The sequence below is a fragment of the Pseudoalteromonas sp. B160 genome (assembly GCF_037162485.1).
Lineage (GTDB): Bacteria > Pseudomonadota > Gammaproteobacteria > Enterobacterales > Alteromonadaceae > Pseudoalteromonas > Pseudoalteromonas rhizosphaerae.
The window spans coordinates 2,624,337-2,640,369 of the sequence record NZ_JARLUX010000001.1; the positions used below are offsets into that span (position 1 = coordinate 2,624,337).

The 16,033-nt window shown below is 40.5% G+C and carries 9 protein-coding genes and 4 pseudogenes; 6 read left to right on the top strand and 7 right to left on the bottom strand.

Annotated features, from left to right (window positions below):
- Positions 1–591 precede the first annotated feature (591 nt).
- The 6 genes and pseudogenes from epd (at position 592) to P4S61_RS12185 (ending at position 7,925) form a co-directional block, all read left to right on the top strand.
- Entirely contained in the window at positions 592–1,608 is a 1,017-nt protein-coding gene (gene epd / locus P4S61_RS12160) for an erythrose-4-phosphate dehydrogenase (RefSeq protein WP_145235357.1), read from the top strand.
- Between the two features lie 69 nt (positions 1,609–1,677).
- Positions 1,678–2,853, top strand: a complete 1,176-nt coding sequence (locus P4S61_RS12165; RefSeq protein WP_145235359.1) for a phosphoglycerate kinase — start codon at positions 1,678–1,680, stop codon at positions 2,851–2,853.
- A 230-nt stretch (positions 2,854–3,083) separates the two neighbouring features.
- Complete coding sequence (fba, locus tag P4S61_RS12170; protein ID WP_145235361.1) at positions 3,084–4,148, top strand: class II fructose-bisphosphate aldolase; 1,065 nt, start codon at positions 3,084–3,086, stop codon at positions 4,146–4,148.
- Between the two features lie 625 nt (positions 4,149–4,773).
- The gene (phoB, locus tag P4S61_RS12175; RefSeq protein WP_145235364.1) at positions 4,774–5,463 is read left to right on the top strand and encodes a phosphate regulon transcriptional regulator PhoB; all 690 of its coding nucleotides are present in this window, start codon (positions 4,774–4,776) and stop codon (positions 5,461–5,463) included.
- Between the two features lie 71 nt (positions 5,464–5,534).
- Positions 5,535–6,844 (top strand): annotated as a pseudogene (phoR, locus tag P4S61_RS12180) (phosphate regulon sensor histidine kinase PhoR).
- Between the two features lie 112 nt (positions 6,845–6,956).
- Positions 6,957–7,925 carry a PstS family phosphate ABC transporter substrate-binding protein gene (locus P4S61_RS12185; RefSeq protein ID WP_182777796.1) on the top strand — a complete coding sequence of 323 codons (969 nt, stop codon included), beginning with the start codon at positions 6,957–6,959 and terminating at the stop codon, positions 7,923–7,925.
- Positions 7,926–8,049: 124 nt separating this feature from the next.
- Here the strand turns inward: P4S61_RS12185 and mdoH are convergent.
- The 7 genes and pseudogenes from mdoH to pcnB all read right to left on the bottom strand — a co-directional run.
- A pseudogene (gene mdoH, locus P4S61_RS12190) lies at positions 8,050–9,962 on the bottom strand (glucans biosynthesis glucosyltransferase MdoH); the annotation flags it as partial.
- A pseudogene (locus P4S61_RS12195) lies at positions 9,934–11,527 on the bottom strand (glucan biosynthesis protein). The pseudogenes mdoH and P4S61_RS12195, both read right to left, overlap by 29 nt.
- Positions 11,528–11,934: 407 nt before the next feature.
- Positions 11,935–12,174 carry a hypothetical protein gene (locus tag P4S61_RS12200; protein WP_145235371.1) on the bottom strand — a complete coding sequence of 80 codons (240 nt, stop codon included), beginning with the start codon at positions 12,172–12,174 and terminating at the stop codon, positions 11,935–11,937.
- 17 nt (positions 12,175–12,191) lie between these two features.
- On the bottom strand, positions 12,192–13,043 hold the full coding sequence (panC, locus tag P4S61_RS12205; RefSeq protein WP_337118339.1) for a pantoate--beta-alanine ligase: 852 nt from the start codon (positions 13,041–13,043) through the stop codon (positions 12,192–12,194).
- A pseudogene (gene panB, locus P4S61_RS12210) lies at positions 13,043–13,836 on the bottom strand (3-methyl-2-oxobutanoate hydroxymethyltransferase). Before panB ends, panC begins: the two are co-directional and overlap by 1 nt.
- Positions 13,837–13,867: 31 nt before the next feature.
- Positions 13,868–14,353, bottom strand: coding sequence for a 2-amino-4-hydroxy-6-hydroxymethyldihydropteridine diphosphokinase (gene folK, locus P4S61_RS12215; RefSeq protein ID WP_145235378.1), 486 nt, complete (start codon positions 14,351–14,353; stop codon positions 13,868–13,870).
- A gap of 2 nt (positions 14,354–14,355) precedes the next feature.
- Positions 14,356–15,714: a polynucleotide adenylyltransferase PcnB gene (pcnB, locus tag P4S61_RS12220; RefSeq protein WP_246175570.1), complete on the bottom strand. Its 1,359-nt coding sequence runs from the start codon at positions 15,712–15,714 to the stop codon at positions 14,356–14,358.
- Positions 15,715–16,033: the final 319 nt, after the last annotated feature.

Here is a 16,033-nt window from a genome sequence, read left to right on the forward strand (position 1 = left end):
ATAAATTGACTAAAGTTCACTCGTGAAAATGAACCTATAAGCGCTGTTTTATTCTATGTTATGAGTAGATATCAGGAAGAAAGGAGAGGGAGTAAACATTTATTTAATCTTGCCTTTTATATTCAGATTAAAGGTCGATTACCAAAATTGCAGCATCAAAAGCGGGCTTAAAACATTTATTTAACTTTCCCTCTTATAATCAAGACAAAGGTCGATTACCAAAATTGCAGCATCAAAAGCGGGCTTAACACATTTATTTAACTTTCCCTCTTATAATCAAGACAAAGGTCGATTACCAAAATTGCAGCATCAAAAGCAGGCTTAAAACATTTATTTAACTTTCCCTCTTATAATCAAGACAAAGGTCGATTACCAAAATTGCAGCATCAAAAGCAGGCTTAAAACATTTATTTAACTTTCCCTCTTATAATCAAGACAAAGGTCGATTACCAAAATTGCAGCATCAAAAGCGGGCTTAAAACATTTATTTAACTTTCCCTCTTATAATCAAGACAAAGGTCGATTACAATACGCGCATCTAAAAGGCAGGTTGCCTTTATCTGCAAGCAACTAGAGTGGATTTTCTTCTTCATGGCAATCAAACTTGCAATCAATGGTTTTGGTCGAATTGGTCGAAATATTGTTCGCGCTCTTTATGAATCGGGCTTAAGCGACGAGATCAAAATTGTTGCGATTAATGAACTTGCTGATCCTCAAGGGATCGCTCATCTTCTTAAATATGATACGTCTCATGGCCGTTTTGCGTTTCCAGTTACTTTAGGTGAAGACACCTTATCGGTAGCGGGCGATACAATTGCTTTATTTGCAGAACAAAACCCGCGTGAATTACCTTGGCAGTTACTTGATGTTGATGTGGTTTTAGAATGTACTGGTGTGTATCACTCTCGTGAACATGCGCAATTACATCTTGATGCTGGCGCAAAGAAAGTCTTATTTTCTCAGCCCGCAGATGCTGATGTTGATGCCACTATTGTTTATGGTATCAATGATGATGAACTACTCGCTGAGCATACGATTGTCTCTAATGGATCATGTACCACAAACTGTATAGTACCGGTGATTAAAGTACTTGATGATGCCTTTGGTATAGAATCAGGGGCGATTACGACTATTCATGCGTCGATGAATGATCAGCAAGTAATTGATGCTTATCATCATGATTTACGTCGTACCCGCGCTGCGAGTCAGTCGATTATTCCCGTTGATACTAAATTAGCTCGCGGTATTGAGCGTATTTTACCTAAGTTCCATGGCCGCTTTGAAGCTATTTCGGTGCGAGTACCTACTATCAATGTTACTGCGATGGATTTGAGTGTGACTGTCAACGCCGATGTTGATTTAAAAGCGGTAAATAAGGTATTAAAAGCAGCAGCGAGAGACCGCCTAGAAGGTATTTTAAGTTATACCGAAGAGCCATTGGTCTCGGTTGATTTTAATCATGACCCACATTCTTGTATTATAGATGGCACACAGACACGAGTCAGTCATAAACGACTGATAAAGTTGTTAGTGTGGTGTGATAATGAGTGGGGGTTTGCTAATAGAATGCTCGATACAGCACGAGTGATGATGGCAGCAAGTAATTAATATAAAAGTTCAAACCTAAAAATAAAACCTATATATTTCAAGTCAGTATCGTTAACTAAGGAGAAGTCCATGTCGGTCATAAATATGGCGGATTTAGATTTAAACGGCAAACGCGTGTTAATTCGTGAAGATTTAAATGTACCAGTAAAAGCAGGTAAAGTGACCTCAGATGCACGTATTCGTGCTGCATTACCGAGTATTAAATTAGCCCTTGAAAAAGGCGCTAAAGTAATGGTTATGTCACACCTAGGCCGCCCTACGGAAGGGGAATATGATGAAGCGTTTTCTTTAGCGCCAGTTGTTGATTACCTTAATGAAGCACTTGAGCAAAATGTACGTCTTGAAAAAGATTACTTAAATGGCGTTGAAATTGCTGATAATGAAGTGGTCGTTTTTGAAAACGTACGCTTTAATGTTGGCGAAAGCAAAGATGACGAAGCGTTATCTAAAAAGCTTGCTGCATTATGTGATGTGTATGTAATGGATGCATTTGGTACCGCCCATCGTGCTCAAGCGTCTACCCATGGCGTTGGTTTATTTGCAGATGTTGCTTGTGCAGGCCCACTATTGGCGGCTGAATTAGAGGCATTAGGTAAAGCACTTGATAACCCCGCTCGTCCATTAGTGGCGATTGTGGGCGGCTCTAAAGTATCAACTAAACTAACAGTACTTGATTCACTTTCAACGATTGTTGATCAATTAGTCACTGGTGGCGGTATTGCAAATACCTTTATTGCTGCGGCAGGCTACCCGGTTGGTAAGTCATTATACGAAGCTGACCTAATTGATGAAGCAAATAAGCTAAGTGCGGCTGCTAAAAGTAATAATGGTGAAATACCAGTACCTACTGATGTGGTTGTTGGCAATGAGTTTTCAGAATCAGCCGTTGCAACATTAAAAGATGTTAGCGAAGTAACAGACACAGATATGATTTTTGATATTGGCCCAGATACAGCGAGCAAACTTGCAAAAATTATTGCTAATGCAGGTACTGTTGTATGGAATGGTCCAGTAGGTGTATTTGAATTTGACCAGTTTGGTAATGGCACCCGTGCTATTGCTCAAGCAATCGCTAATTCAAATGCGTTCTCAATAGCTGGTGGCGGTGATACGTTAGCAGCGATTGATAAATACGGCATTGCCGATAAAATTTCGTATATTTCAACTGGCGGTGGTGCTTTCCTTGAGTTTTTAGAAGGGAAAAAATTACCAGCAGTTGCTATGCTTGAACAACGCGCTAAGTAATTAGCGTTTACTCAATGTAGTTAGCAATTGTTAGTTTAGGCTGCTAACTACACTGAGTATGATCAGATATTAAATACCTCTCACCCTTATTTAATAGCTGGTTTTGTATGACGGTAAATTTGGCAAGAGCCAATACTATCGAGGTGCAGTGATTGCACCGAACTCAACTATTCCGTTCGAACTAGGTAGTTTTGCGCGTGCGCAGCTATCGACAATTTGGAGAATACCAAATGGCTTTAATCAGTATGCGACAACTTCTTGATCATGCAGCTGAACATGGTTATGGCGTACCAGCATTTAACGTTAATAACCAAGAGCAGATCCGCGCTATTATGATGGCGGCTGACAAAACTAACAGCCCAGTAATTGTACAAGGTTCAGCTGGCGCTCGTGCCTATGCTGGTGCCCCATTTATACGTCATATGATTTTAGCTGCGATTGAAGAGTGGCCACATATTCCAGTGGTAATGCATCAAGATCACGGTACCTCACCTGGCGTTTGCCAACGTTCAATTCAATTAGGTTTTTCATCAGTGATGATGGATGGCTCGTTAATGAGCGATGGTAAAACACCATCATCATATGAGTATAACGTTGATGTAACGCGTAAAACTGTTGAACTTGCACACTCTTGTGGTGTGTCTGTTGAAGGCGAGTTAGGTGTGCTAGGCTCACTTGAAACTGGCGAAGCTGGCGAAGAAGATGGCGTTGGTGCTGAAGGTAAACTAACCACAGACCAAATGCTAACCGATCCAGAAGAAGCGGCCGATTTTGTAAGTAAAACCCATGTTGATGCCTTAGCGATTGCGTGTGGTACTTCACACGGCGCGTATAAATTTACACGTCCGCCAACGGATGATATTTTGGCGATTGATCGTATTAAAGCGATCCACGCACGTATTCCTAACACTCACTTAGTTATGCACGGTTCGTCATCAGTGCCGCAAGAATGGCTTGAGATCATCAACCAATATGGTGGTGAGATCCCAGAAACCTATGGTGTGCCTGTTGAGCAGATCGTTGAGGGAATTAAGTTTGGTGTGCGTAAAGTAAATATCGATACAGACTTACGATTAGCATCTACAGGGGCTATTCGTCGCCATCTTGCGCTTAATCCAGCAAACTTTGATCCACGTAAGTATTTAGCTGAAGCGACAAAAGCAATGACTGAGATCTGTGTTGCACGTTATGAGTCATTTGGTACAGCGGGTCAAGCAGGTAAGATCAAACCAATCTCACTTGATGAGATGCACCTTAAATATTTAACGGGTGAATTAGATCCGAAAATTAAATAATTTAATTTATTAAGTTATAAAACAGCCAGTAGTGTTAAAGCTACTGGCTTTTTTATGCCTGATCGTAAAAGATCATTATTTTACCAAGTAGGGGCTTTGGGATCATTGCTTTACTAACTGTGCTTTGTTGGGATCAGATTTTTACTAAGGATCAGCTTGATTGGCAGAGGTTTTGTTATAAAAATAGCCATTTCAAAGCTTTGTTGTATAAATGATCAACAACTTATGGCTTTGGCTAGGTAAAACACTGATCCCAGATCTAACTCGGTTGGTAAACGAATGATCCCTGAAATGAAACTTGGTAGGATTTTGATCTCTGTTAATGATCGCCGATGTTAATAGGCGTTTTAATTGAGTTAGAGTGTGAAGATGCTTTCGTGGCTTACATCGTGATACTGTATAGTTGATTATTGAAAGGGGAATTTAATACAAAGTAGTAATGTAGCAATTATAAAGTATGATTTTTAAATGTGAAATTTGATAATGTATGCTAATTTTGTACCTTAAACGGGTTTATTTTGCATTTTTTACCCCGCATTTCGATTTACACGTTACACTTTCATAAAAATGTCATACTTAGTCATAATAATGAAAACTAGTTCGATAACGAAAGAGATAAATTGGAATGTCACGTAAAGTACTTGTCGTCGATGACGAAGCACCGATCAGAGAGATGCTGGTTTTTGTATTAGAGCAAAATGGTTTTCAAGCAATTGAAGCGGAAGATTACGATTCAGCCATTGCAGCGATGGTAGAGCCTTATCCAGATATGGTGTTATTAGATTGGATGCTACCAGGTGGTAGTGGAATTCAAATTGCTAAAAAGTTTAAGCAAAGTGAATATACTCGCCAAATTCCTATTATTATGCTGACTGCTCGCGGCGAAGAAGAAGATAAAGTTCGCGGTCTTGAAGTCGGTGCTGATGATTATGTTACTAAACCATTTTCACCAAAAGAATTAATGGCGCGTATTAAAGCCGTTATTCGTCGTGTGTCGCCTACTTCATTGGAAGAAGCGATTGATGTACATGGTTTACGTCTTGATCCTATTTCACACCGTGTTACCTCTGAAGGTAGCGAGTTGGATATGGGACCGACAGAATTTCGCTTATTGCATTTCTTTATGACTCATCCTGAACGTGTTTATAGCCGTGAACAGCTACTAGATAACGTATGGGGGACTAATGTCTATGTTGAAGATAGAACCGTAGACGTGCATATTCGTCGCTTACGCAAAGCGATTGCACCGCTTGGTCATGACCGTTTAGTACAAACTGTACGTGGTGCAGGCTATCGTTTTTCCAGTAAATTATAAGAGTCATGGAGATGACCAAGCCAATAACTAATTTTGGCTTAAATTTACTTACTCTAAGGTAAAGTGAGTGTATGTATCGAGTTGTTAATAAGCAGGCGTTAGCAAAGCGTCTGTTTATCTATTTCCTACCTTTATTATTAATTGGCGTGCTTATTGGTGCGCCATTTTTGCTTTTATTTTTAGGATCTTTTTCACTGCTTGTTTGGCATTATCATCAACTCTATCGGCTCAGTGATTGGCTATTGAATCAACGTAGTTTTAATCCACCTGAAGGCGAGGGGGCATGGGAGCAAGTATTTGAAGGGATCTACCATTTACAACATCGCAACCGTAAAAAACGTAATGAATTAGCTGATTTGATCCGTCGTTTTCGCGATGGCGCAGAAGCAGTGCCTGATGCGGTTATTGTTCTACAACGTGATTTAAGTATTGTTTGGTGTAATCAACTAGCTTTAAAAGTGCTTGGATTACAGTGGCCAGCGGATCATGGTCAACGGCTTGACAACCTTATTCGCGATCCTAAATTTGCGAAATATATGCAAACGGAATTGTTTGATGAAGCATTAGAACTTGAAAGTGGTCACAGTGTTGAGCAAGTTTTAGAGTTTCGGGTAATGCCATATGCCAGCTCACAATTAATGGTTGTTGTGCGTGATGTCACGCGACTGAAGCAACTTGAGCAAATGCGCAAAGACTTTGTGGCCAATGTATCTCATGAGCTACGTACGCCATTAACCGTTGTTACAGGTTACTTAGAAATGTTTGATGGCGATATGGTGCCACCACCGGCAATGTGGAATAAAGCACAAGGTACTATGCTTGAACAGTGTAAACGCATGGATAGCTTGGTAAATCAGCTATTGTCGTTATCACGTATTGAAGGCGCTCGACGTCAAGATAATGATAAAGCGATCAATGTACCGCAGTTACTTAGCTATATTAGGACTGAAGCACAATCATTGAATCAAGACAAAGGGCATGAGTTGATATTTGATATTGATGCTAACGTCGATATAAAAGGCGCTGAAGAGGAGCTGCGCAGTGCCTTCTCTAATTTAGTGTTTAATGCCATTCATTACACCAAGGCGGGCGGTAAAATAACCGTAAGCTGGCAGCTAAAAGATAATCAAGCGTACTTTTCAGTGGTTGATAATGGCGATGGTATTGCACTAGAGCATATTAATCGTTTAACTGAGCGTTTTTATCGGGTTGATAAAGCGCGTAGTCGTACAATCTCGGTGGCTCAGGGCTGGGTTTAGCCATCACCAAACATGTATTAACTCGTCACGATAGCCAATTGATAATTAAAAGTAAATTAGGCGAAGGATCATGTTTTTCGTTTGCTTTTAGTCGTGAAAAAACAGTGCTATTAAATAATTGAGCCAAAAAGCCCAAAGTCATAAAAGTGTCATTTTAGAGTAATCTAACTGTCATCTATTCTCTTTAGAGTAGACGACAGTTAAGAAATAGACGAACAAAATCGGAGCAACCTAATGAGATTTAAAAACCTAGTAGCCGCAATGGGTGTGGCAGTAACAACATTTGTATCTGCACAAGCAATGGCAGTAGATACAGCTATTCCTGAGTATCAAAAAACCAGTGGTATTTCAGGTAATTTTTCATCTGTGGGCTCTGATACTTTAGCCAACATGATGACCTTTTGGGCTGAAGAATATAAACGTATTTACCCAAATGTGAACATCCAAATTCAAGCGGCTGGTTCATCTACTGCGCCACCGGCATTGACAGAAGGCACAGCAAACTTTGGCCCGATGAGCCGCAGAATGAAATCAAAAGAAATCGAAGCGTTTGAAAAACGTTACGGTTATAAACCTACTGAAGTACGTGTAGCGATTGATGCATTGGCAGTATTTGTTCATAAAGACAATCCAATTGAAGGTTTACGTATCGACCAAATCGATGCGATTTTCTCTTCAACTCGTAAATGTGGTGCTGATGCAGATGTGACTCGTTGGAGTGATGTAGGTTTAACGGGGAATTGGGCTGCAAAAGACATTCAGCTTTATGGCCGTAATTCTGTATCTGGTACTTACGGATACTTTAAAAACAAAGCGCTATGTAAAGGTGACTTCCGTAACAACGTGAACGAGCAACCAGGTTCAGCATCGGTAGTGCAATCAATTTCTTCATCAGTGAATGCAATTGGTTACTCAGGTATCGGTTATAAAACATCAGGCGTACGTACTGTACCACTGGCGAAAAAAGGCGATAACTTTGTTGATGCAACACTTGAAAATGTAGCAACAGGTAAATACCCACTGTCGCGCTTTTTATATGTTTATGTGAATAAACACCCGAATAAACCGCTTGCACCTATTGAAGCAGAGTTCTTAAAAATGGTGTTATCACAAGATGGCCAAAAAATTGTAGAGAAAGATGGTTATGTACCACTTTCTGGCAAGATGGCAATGGGCGAACTTAAGAAGCTAGGTCTTCTTTAAACTTAACGCCAACTATGAATTAATAAAAAACCGCGCAATGTAAATTGCGCGGTTTTTTTATATCAACTAAGTTCAGGTTAGTTAAATAGTTTCTTTTGAGCTGTTGATGGGCATTTAAAACGCGTTTACGTTTACTTAAACCTTGGCGCTTAAAGCTCTGAATTGGCATTACGCTAGGTTGCTCTTGCCCCAATGTAGGGATTGTAAAGTTAGCAACATCATCATTCGGTAATGCTATTTCTTGCTCATGTACACGTAAGGCTGCAAGGGTGTCGTTATTATCAACTTCACTCGGGCAAATAAATATGCCCATTTTACGTAATTTAACGCCTAAGCCTATGCTACTTGAATATCGTACAATTGGGGCTGCTAAGATCAATCCAACTAAAATCGGCGATAACCACCAAAAGAATACAGGCGTAAAGTAATAAGCAATACCGCCCCAAGCTAAGGCGATTAAGGTTGATAGTAATGTGTAACCTATCGCTTCTTGCCACGGAACCATGCGGCCTGATCGAGGCTGGGCGTCCCACGTTACTTTTTTACCTAAAAATACACACACCACAAAGTAGCTATGAAAAACCATCATCAGCGGGGCGATAATAATAGCAAACACGGTTTCAATGATTGAGCCTAAAATTAATTTAAATGAGCCGCCAAATTGTTTATTACGATGGATCAGTGTGACAATAATCCCCATTAATTTCGGTAATAATAACAACACAATTGTGACAAAAAGCAACGAGTTAATTAATTCTGTTTTTGCTATTTGCCAAGTCGGAAATAATTGATATGCCTGATTAAAATAGACATTACTGTTTAGTGCGCGGGTGACCGCATCTATGGTACTTAGCACTAACATTGATAACCAAATTAATGATGAAATATATGCCGTTGCACCTAATAAAAAGTGCAGCTTGCTGATTATTTTTAAACCCGACGCAGGTAACAAACCTAAATGTTGAATGTTGCCTTGCACCCAACGCCTGTCGCGAATAGCGTAATCTAAAATATTACTCGGTACTTCTTCGTAGCTACCTTGTATATCACTGAGTAATAATACATCCCAGCCAGAACGATGCAGTAATGATGCTTCGACAAAGTCATGACTTAAAATTTCGCCGCCGAAAGGGGCATTACCTTTGAGCACCGGTAAACCGCAGCAATCAATAAACGCTTTAACCCGAATGACGGCATTGTGGCCCCAGTAATTAGCGTGATTAGTCTGCCAAAAGCTGAACCGGTTGCTAGCATTGGACTATAAAGTACTGACGCAAACTGTAGAAAGCGACCAAAGAAGGTATCTTGCCTAACAGGGATCGGAATCGTTTGAATAAGCCCAGCTTGTGGATTGTTGATCATGCTGCTGGTGAGCTCAAGCATACACTGACCCGTCATGATGCTATCTGCATCAAGTACAATCATGTGCTCGTATTTACTGCCCCAACGCTCGCAAAAGTCAGTTAAGTTACCTACTTTACGGTGTTTGTTATCTTCACGGCGGCGGTAAAAAGTTTGTTTGGCAAAATCACCTAGGCGTTCGGTCAAGGCATGCCACGCTTTTAGCTCATTGTTAGCTATTTCTTTATCTTGTGTATCACTTAATAAGTAGAAATCAAAATGCGCAAATTGGCCTGTTTTTATCAGTGAACGTAAGCTCACTTCAAAACCTGCGATAACTCGCTGCGTATCTTCATTGTAGATAGGCATAACGACAGCAGTTCTGGTTTTACTCAATGCTTGCTGATCAATTTCGATTGCTTTTTGGCGCGTCAGTGTCAGCGGGTCAATTCTAAATAATTGTAAAATAAATCCCATACAGCCACTGCAAAATGCGGTCACAATCCAAGTGAAGGTAATTGAAAACAGCGCAAGTAATGCATACTCAAGCGGGGTCATGCCATTTGAATTTAAAATATCAAACATGATCCACATACCATAAGCTGAGATGGCTAACACTAACAGTGAAAAAAGCCATACACGAGTCTTTTTAAAAGGCATTGTACTGTTACTCGACGTCATTTGGATACCAGACATAACTCCATACCTCGCTAACTTCTTTGTCACGTAGTGTTAATGATAAGCGCATGTCTACAGGCTTACCGCCCTCTGGCGCGACTTTAAAAGCAACACGCCATCCTTCATTATTTGGTAATTGTTGAACTGTTTTATCGCTTATTTCACCTGAATTTAGGGTCAAATTAGCAAGCAATTTTAGTTTAGCTGACAAGTTGTTAATATTGTCACCAGTGAAGTCAACCGTAAATTGGCGATGACTTTTTGGTGGTGGATTTTCTTCACTGTAGTAATGCAGCACTGCCAATGCGAGTGCGTAAAACTCGGGCTTTATCTTGGCTTGCAAGCGCCGCGTTAAATGTTGACAATTTATAACTAAAACTAAGTGTTTCACCTGCTTTAAGTGGTTGCTCTGGTACCCAATAGCTAACGATATTGTCATTGGTCTCGGTATCAGTCGGTATTTCTACTAACTCAACTCGACCATTTCCCCATTGTCCTTGTGGTTCAATCCACAAGCTTGGGCGGGCATGATAATGTGCCTCAGTATCGAGATAGTTATTAAACTCACGGTCGCGCTGTGCTAGTCCAAAACCTTTTGGATTATCATAACCAAATGACGTTACACTAAGCTGTTTAGGGTTATTTAGCGGACGCCACACCCATTTATTGTCTTGTGATTGCATTAGTAAACCATCAGAGTCATGTACTTCTGGTCGGTAATCATCAAAGAATTTAGTGCTATTTTCGCCGTGGTAAAACATGCTTGTAAGCGGTGCTATACCTAGTTTTTTGATATCTTTGCGGGCGAATATTTGCATTTTAGTTGTTACTTCAGTTGCTGTTGATGGACTGATCTCAAAACGATATGCGCCAGTAACAGAAGGACTATCAAGTAATGCATATAACACAATATGTGTGTCTTCAGGTTTTGGCTTAACTAACCAAAACTCTTTAAATACTGGAAACTCTTCACCAGAGCTGAGTGCTGTATCAATCGCCAGGCCGCGTGCTGAAATACCATACACTTGATCAGGGCCCACTATGCGAAAATATGAAGCGCCTTGAAATACAGCAACTTCATCTTTGTAGTCGTTATTGTTTAGAGGAAAGTGTAATCTAAAACCGGCATGTCCCAACTGAGTGGTGCCTAAAGCTGTGGTAATTTCCTGCTCAAGTGGTGCTGCGGTGCCATCATAGCGGTAGTAATCAGTTTTAAATGGTAGATTTTTTACCTTCGCATCAGCATCAACTGTGTTAATCGCGATAGGGTTTTTATAGAGAAAACCTGGATGGAATAACTGTACCTCATATAAACTTTCATCTTTCCAGATCGCATGATCTTGACGAAAACGAATCGCTCGATAGTCCTGATAATTAATATTATTTAACGCATCAACAGCAATTACGGGAGCTGCTACGTAGTCTTTGGCAGCCAGTTGTTTGGCTCTAGCTGTTACCACCGAAAATAATTTTTCAGAAGGGATTGTAAGCAAAGTTGGCTGTGTAGTTGGTAAAGCATCAGCAGTATCCGCATCAGATTTTGTTATTGGTTGTTCTGCCGCACTGACATTACATGCACACAAGGCTAATAATGCACTTAATAATGCCCTCTTTTAAATGATGGATACAGAGCTGCCCGCGTTATCGTTTCCATGAGGTTTTTTCCTTTAGCCGTTATCTGGTTAATTTTAAAATGCTTTAGTTAGTTGAATTCAAGTTTGCAAAAAACGAACCTAAAATAAACTTATATATTTCAATGACTTTATATTTACTAGTATCGTAGAGGGTGTACTTTCTTTGTATAAACTGAAAATAATTACACGCAATGTATGACTACTTATTACTAATGTCAGTAGATATTACTAGAGTAAACCTTGCTATAAGGTGAATGGCAGAAAAATCACGATGGTTGGATGTAGAAAGTTTGCCTAAAGTAGGCGCTGGGAGGGAGGAAACTTGCCAATCATGATAATTGGCAAGTTAACATTAGTTATTGCACATTACCTAATGCTTGGGCATTTGCTTTGCATTGGTTATAGGCTTCAATACATTTAGTATTACATACTTTATATACCATGCCTTCGCCGGTGCTTTGCTGTTCGCAGTTCACTTCACATTGATAATTCTGTTGTGCGCATTGCTGCATTTCTGGATTTTCTATTTGGTTTTGACACCCAGCTAATATGCCTATACACAGCGAAATGCTTGATAATTTTAATAATGAATTCATGCTTATCCCAATTATTGTTATATAATATCAACGAGCAGATTGTCTATTAGCCTTACTGGCCCTAAGAAGGCTGCCGCCAAAATCACTAGTTGACTATCATTGAGTGTAGCTTTTTTTAAGGTATCGCGCTGAGCTATTTCAAAGTAGTCAATTTTGAGCCCTGCTTGCTCTAGTTGCTGCTTTGCTTGTCGGCATATGTCGTCAAAATCACGCAGCCCCGAGTTTAACTGTTCTGCGCTCCAATTAAGGGTTTTAAATAGCACTGTCGCTGTTTCTTTTTGAGCTTCTGATAAGTAGCCATTGCGAGAGCTCATAGCTAACCCAGACACTTCACGGCTGGTTGCAACGCCAATAATTTCTACTGGAATTGACAGGTCATGAGCCATGGTTTTAATCACTTGCAACTGTTGATAGTCTTTTTCACCAAAGCACGCATAGTCAGGTTGTACTAAGTTAAATAATTTAGTAACCACCGTTGCTACACCGCGAAAATGACCTGGACGTGATCCGCCGCAATAACCCATTGATATATTTGGCACATCGACAAAGCTTTGCGCATCTAAACCGTTAGGGTAAATGGCTTCCACACTTGGGGTAAATACAATATCAGTACCAAGCTCTGCCAGTCCTTGTTTATCCGCAATGAGGGTGCGCGGGTAGTTATCAAGATCTTCGTTGACACCAAATTGCATTGGGTTTACAAAAATACTAACAACGACTTTATCAGCCATGTTTTTGGCTTTCTCAACGAGTGAAAAATGCCCTTGATGTAGATTACCCATAGTTGGCACTAGTGCTACACTAAGCCCTGCTTGGCGCCATGCTTTAATTTGACTACGTAATGATTTTATTTCAGTGATCGACTGCATTATTTAAACTCATGTTCCGTGCTTGGAAAAGCACCACTTTTAACGTCGCTACAATATTTTTTAACCGCATCCGGCATATTGCCTGTTTCGAGTAAAAAGTTTTTAGAAAATTTAGGGATGTAACCTGCTGAAATGCCAACTAAGTCATGCATGACTAGAATTTGGCCATCAGTTTGATTACCTGCACCAATACCAATGGTAGGAATATTAACCGCGTCAGTAATTAATTTGGCAAGTTCAGATGGAATACATTCAAGAACCAGCATTTGTGCGCCTGCCGCGGCAAGCGCCTGAGCATCGCTAATCATTTTTTGTGCTTGTTGTTCACTACGGCCTTGGATTTTAAAACCACCAAACACATGTACTGATTGCGGTGTTAAGCCTAAATGTCCACATACCGGTATACCTTGTTGAGTCAGCGCAACAACTGAGTCATACAGCCATTCGCCCCCTCAAGTTTGACCATGTTAGCGCCAGCTCGCATTAATTCTGCTGCATTTTTACAGCTCTCGGCTGGGTTTGAGTAGGTCATAAATGGCATATCTGCAATGACGAATAAATCACGGCTCCTGGCGCGTACGCTGCGAGTATGATATGCAATATCTTGATTGGTGACAGCCAGTGTATCGTCGCCACCTTGTAACACCATGCCTAACGAATCACCGACTAAAATAACGTCTACGCCGTTATCATGAAATAACTTTGCAAAGCTGGCATCGTAGGCCGTTAATGCCGTGATTTTTTGTTGGTCTGCTTTCATTTTATTAAGCGTAGAAACGGTTATTTTAGACATAGTATCCTCGTAGGCAACGGCCTGAAATTAATTACAGAGGTAATTGTTGTAATTCGTTTAGTGCCAAATTAGTGCTAATACTGTGAAGTAATATACCATTTGGCAGCGTAATATTTGGGGCTATTTCAAGTAGCGGGTAAACCACAAACTCGCGTTCAGTTAGACCATAATGTGGCACAATTAAACGCTCGCTATTAATGACTTGATCACCAAATAATAAAATATCAATATCTAAGGTGCGCGGCCCCCAGCGCTGTGCTTTTCGTACTCGACCGTGTTCAAGTTCTATCTGTTGTGTTAAATCAAGCAACTGCTCAGGTAATAGCGTGGTTTTTAGCGCCGCAACAGCGTTAACGTAGTCAGGTTGATCTTGCGGGCCCATCGGTTTACTCGCGTAATAATGCGATACACCAATAAACTCGCAATCAGCCAATGCACGCAGTGCTGCAACAGCATGATCTAGCTGAGTACGAGGGGCGTTTAAATTAGCCCCTAAACCAAGGTAGACGGTTTCCATGATCATTCAGCCGCTGGTTTTGGGCTGCGGCGGCGAGTACGACGACGGCCTTTTGTTGCGCCTTGCGTACCTAACGCTTTAACTAGCTCTTTTTGACCATTGATGTCTTGTTTTAAATAGTCAGTCCACCAGTTAACTAATTGCTGATGCTGTTTTTCACCGGCCTGTACGCGCAAAAGTAAAAAGTCATACGCAGCTTTAAAGCGTGGTTGCTGTGTCAGGCGATATGCACGTTGTCCTGAGCGTTTATCTAAGCGGTGTTGAATATGCCAGATATCACGAGCGCCAAGGGTAAAGCGTTTTGGTACGGCGATATGTTGGGCATTATCACTGAGTACTTTGTTCATACCTTGAGCGAAAGCATCGTATTCAGATAGTTGCTCTTGTTCTTGCAGTGCTTTAGTGATCTGCAATAATGGGAACCATAACAATGCAGCAAAAATAAATGCTGGAGTTACTTTTTTCTCCGCATTAATACGCTCATCTGTATTACGGAACATCTGTTGAATTAAAGCGAATTCTAAGCCATCAGGATTACTATCTAAAATACTATCAAGGGCTGGAAATAATGATTTGAAAAGGCCATATTTACGTAGCATTAAAAAGTTTGCTTCGGCCTTGCCATTTAAAAACAGTTTCAGTGTTTCTTCAAATAACCGCGCTGCAGGTATATTATCTAACAGGCTTGCTAATTCATTTAATGGTTGCTCGGTTGCCGGTGCAATCGACATATCGAGTTTGGTTGCAAAGCGAACTGCGCGCAGCATACGTACAGGATCTTCGCGGTAACGGGTTGCTGGATCACCAATCATCTCGATTTGTCGAGCGTTAATAGCTGCTAAGCCATTAGCATAATCATGGATTGAAAAATCATTAATTGAATAATATAACGCATTGATTGAAAAATCGCGGCGTTCAGCATCTTCTTCAATACTACCAAAAACATTATCGCGCAGCAGTTGTCCTTGGTCACTCGATTGGCTAATTTGGTTTTTATCTTCAGGCGCTTCGTGATGACCACGCATGGTGGCCACTTCGATTATTTCACGACCAAAAACAATGTGTGCTAAACGAAAGCGACGGCCAATTAAGCGGCAATTACGAAATAGCTTTTTAACCTGATCAGGAGTGGCATTGGTGACGACATCAAAATCTTTTGGTTGTTGACCTAACAAAATATCACGAATGCAACCACCAACAAGGTAGGCATCAAAGCCTCCGTCTTTCAGGCGATATAATACCTTGATTGCATTTGGGCTAAATTGTTTGCGAGAAATACCATGCTCATTGCGTCCAACTATTAAAGGCTGCGCAGAGACTTGGGTATGTTCGGCTGTTACAGAGGCGGTTGGGCCAATAATTTGCCGACAAAATTGAAAAAGCTTGGAAATAATAATCTGTCTCCTACAGAATTCGGTTATTTGATGGACGCCATCAAAATCAAACCAAGTATAGCTTCACTTTGCTATTAACTGCACATGTGTTGCGTTTACTTGGTAATACCTATGGTATTAGAGTCTTGTTCATTCTAGTCAGTTAAACAGTCATTGCTAGGGTTAAAATTTTCTAGCATAACGATGCTGGAAATTATTATCCTGTTATTGAGCTACTTGACTGTTGCTATAATAGTGTACAACCTTAACGCAATTGGTATTAATTAAATGAATTGCACATTTAAGG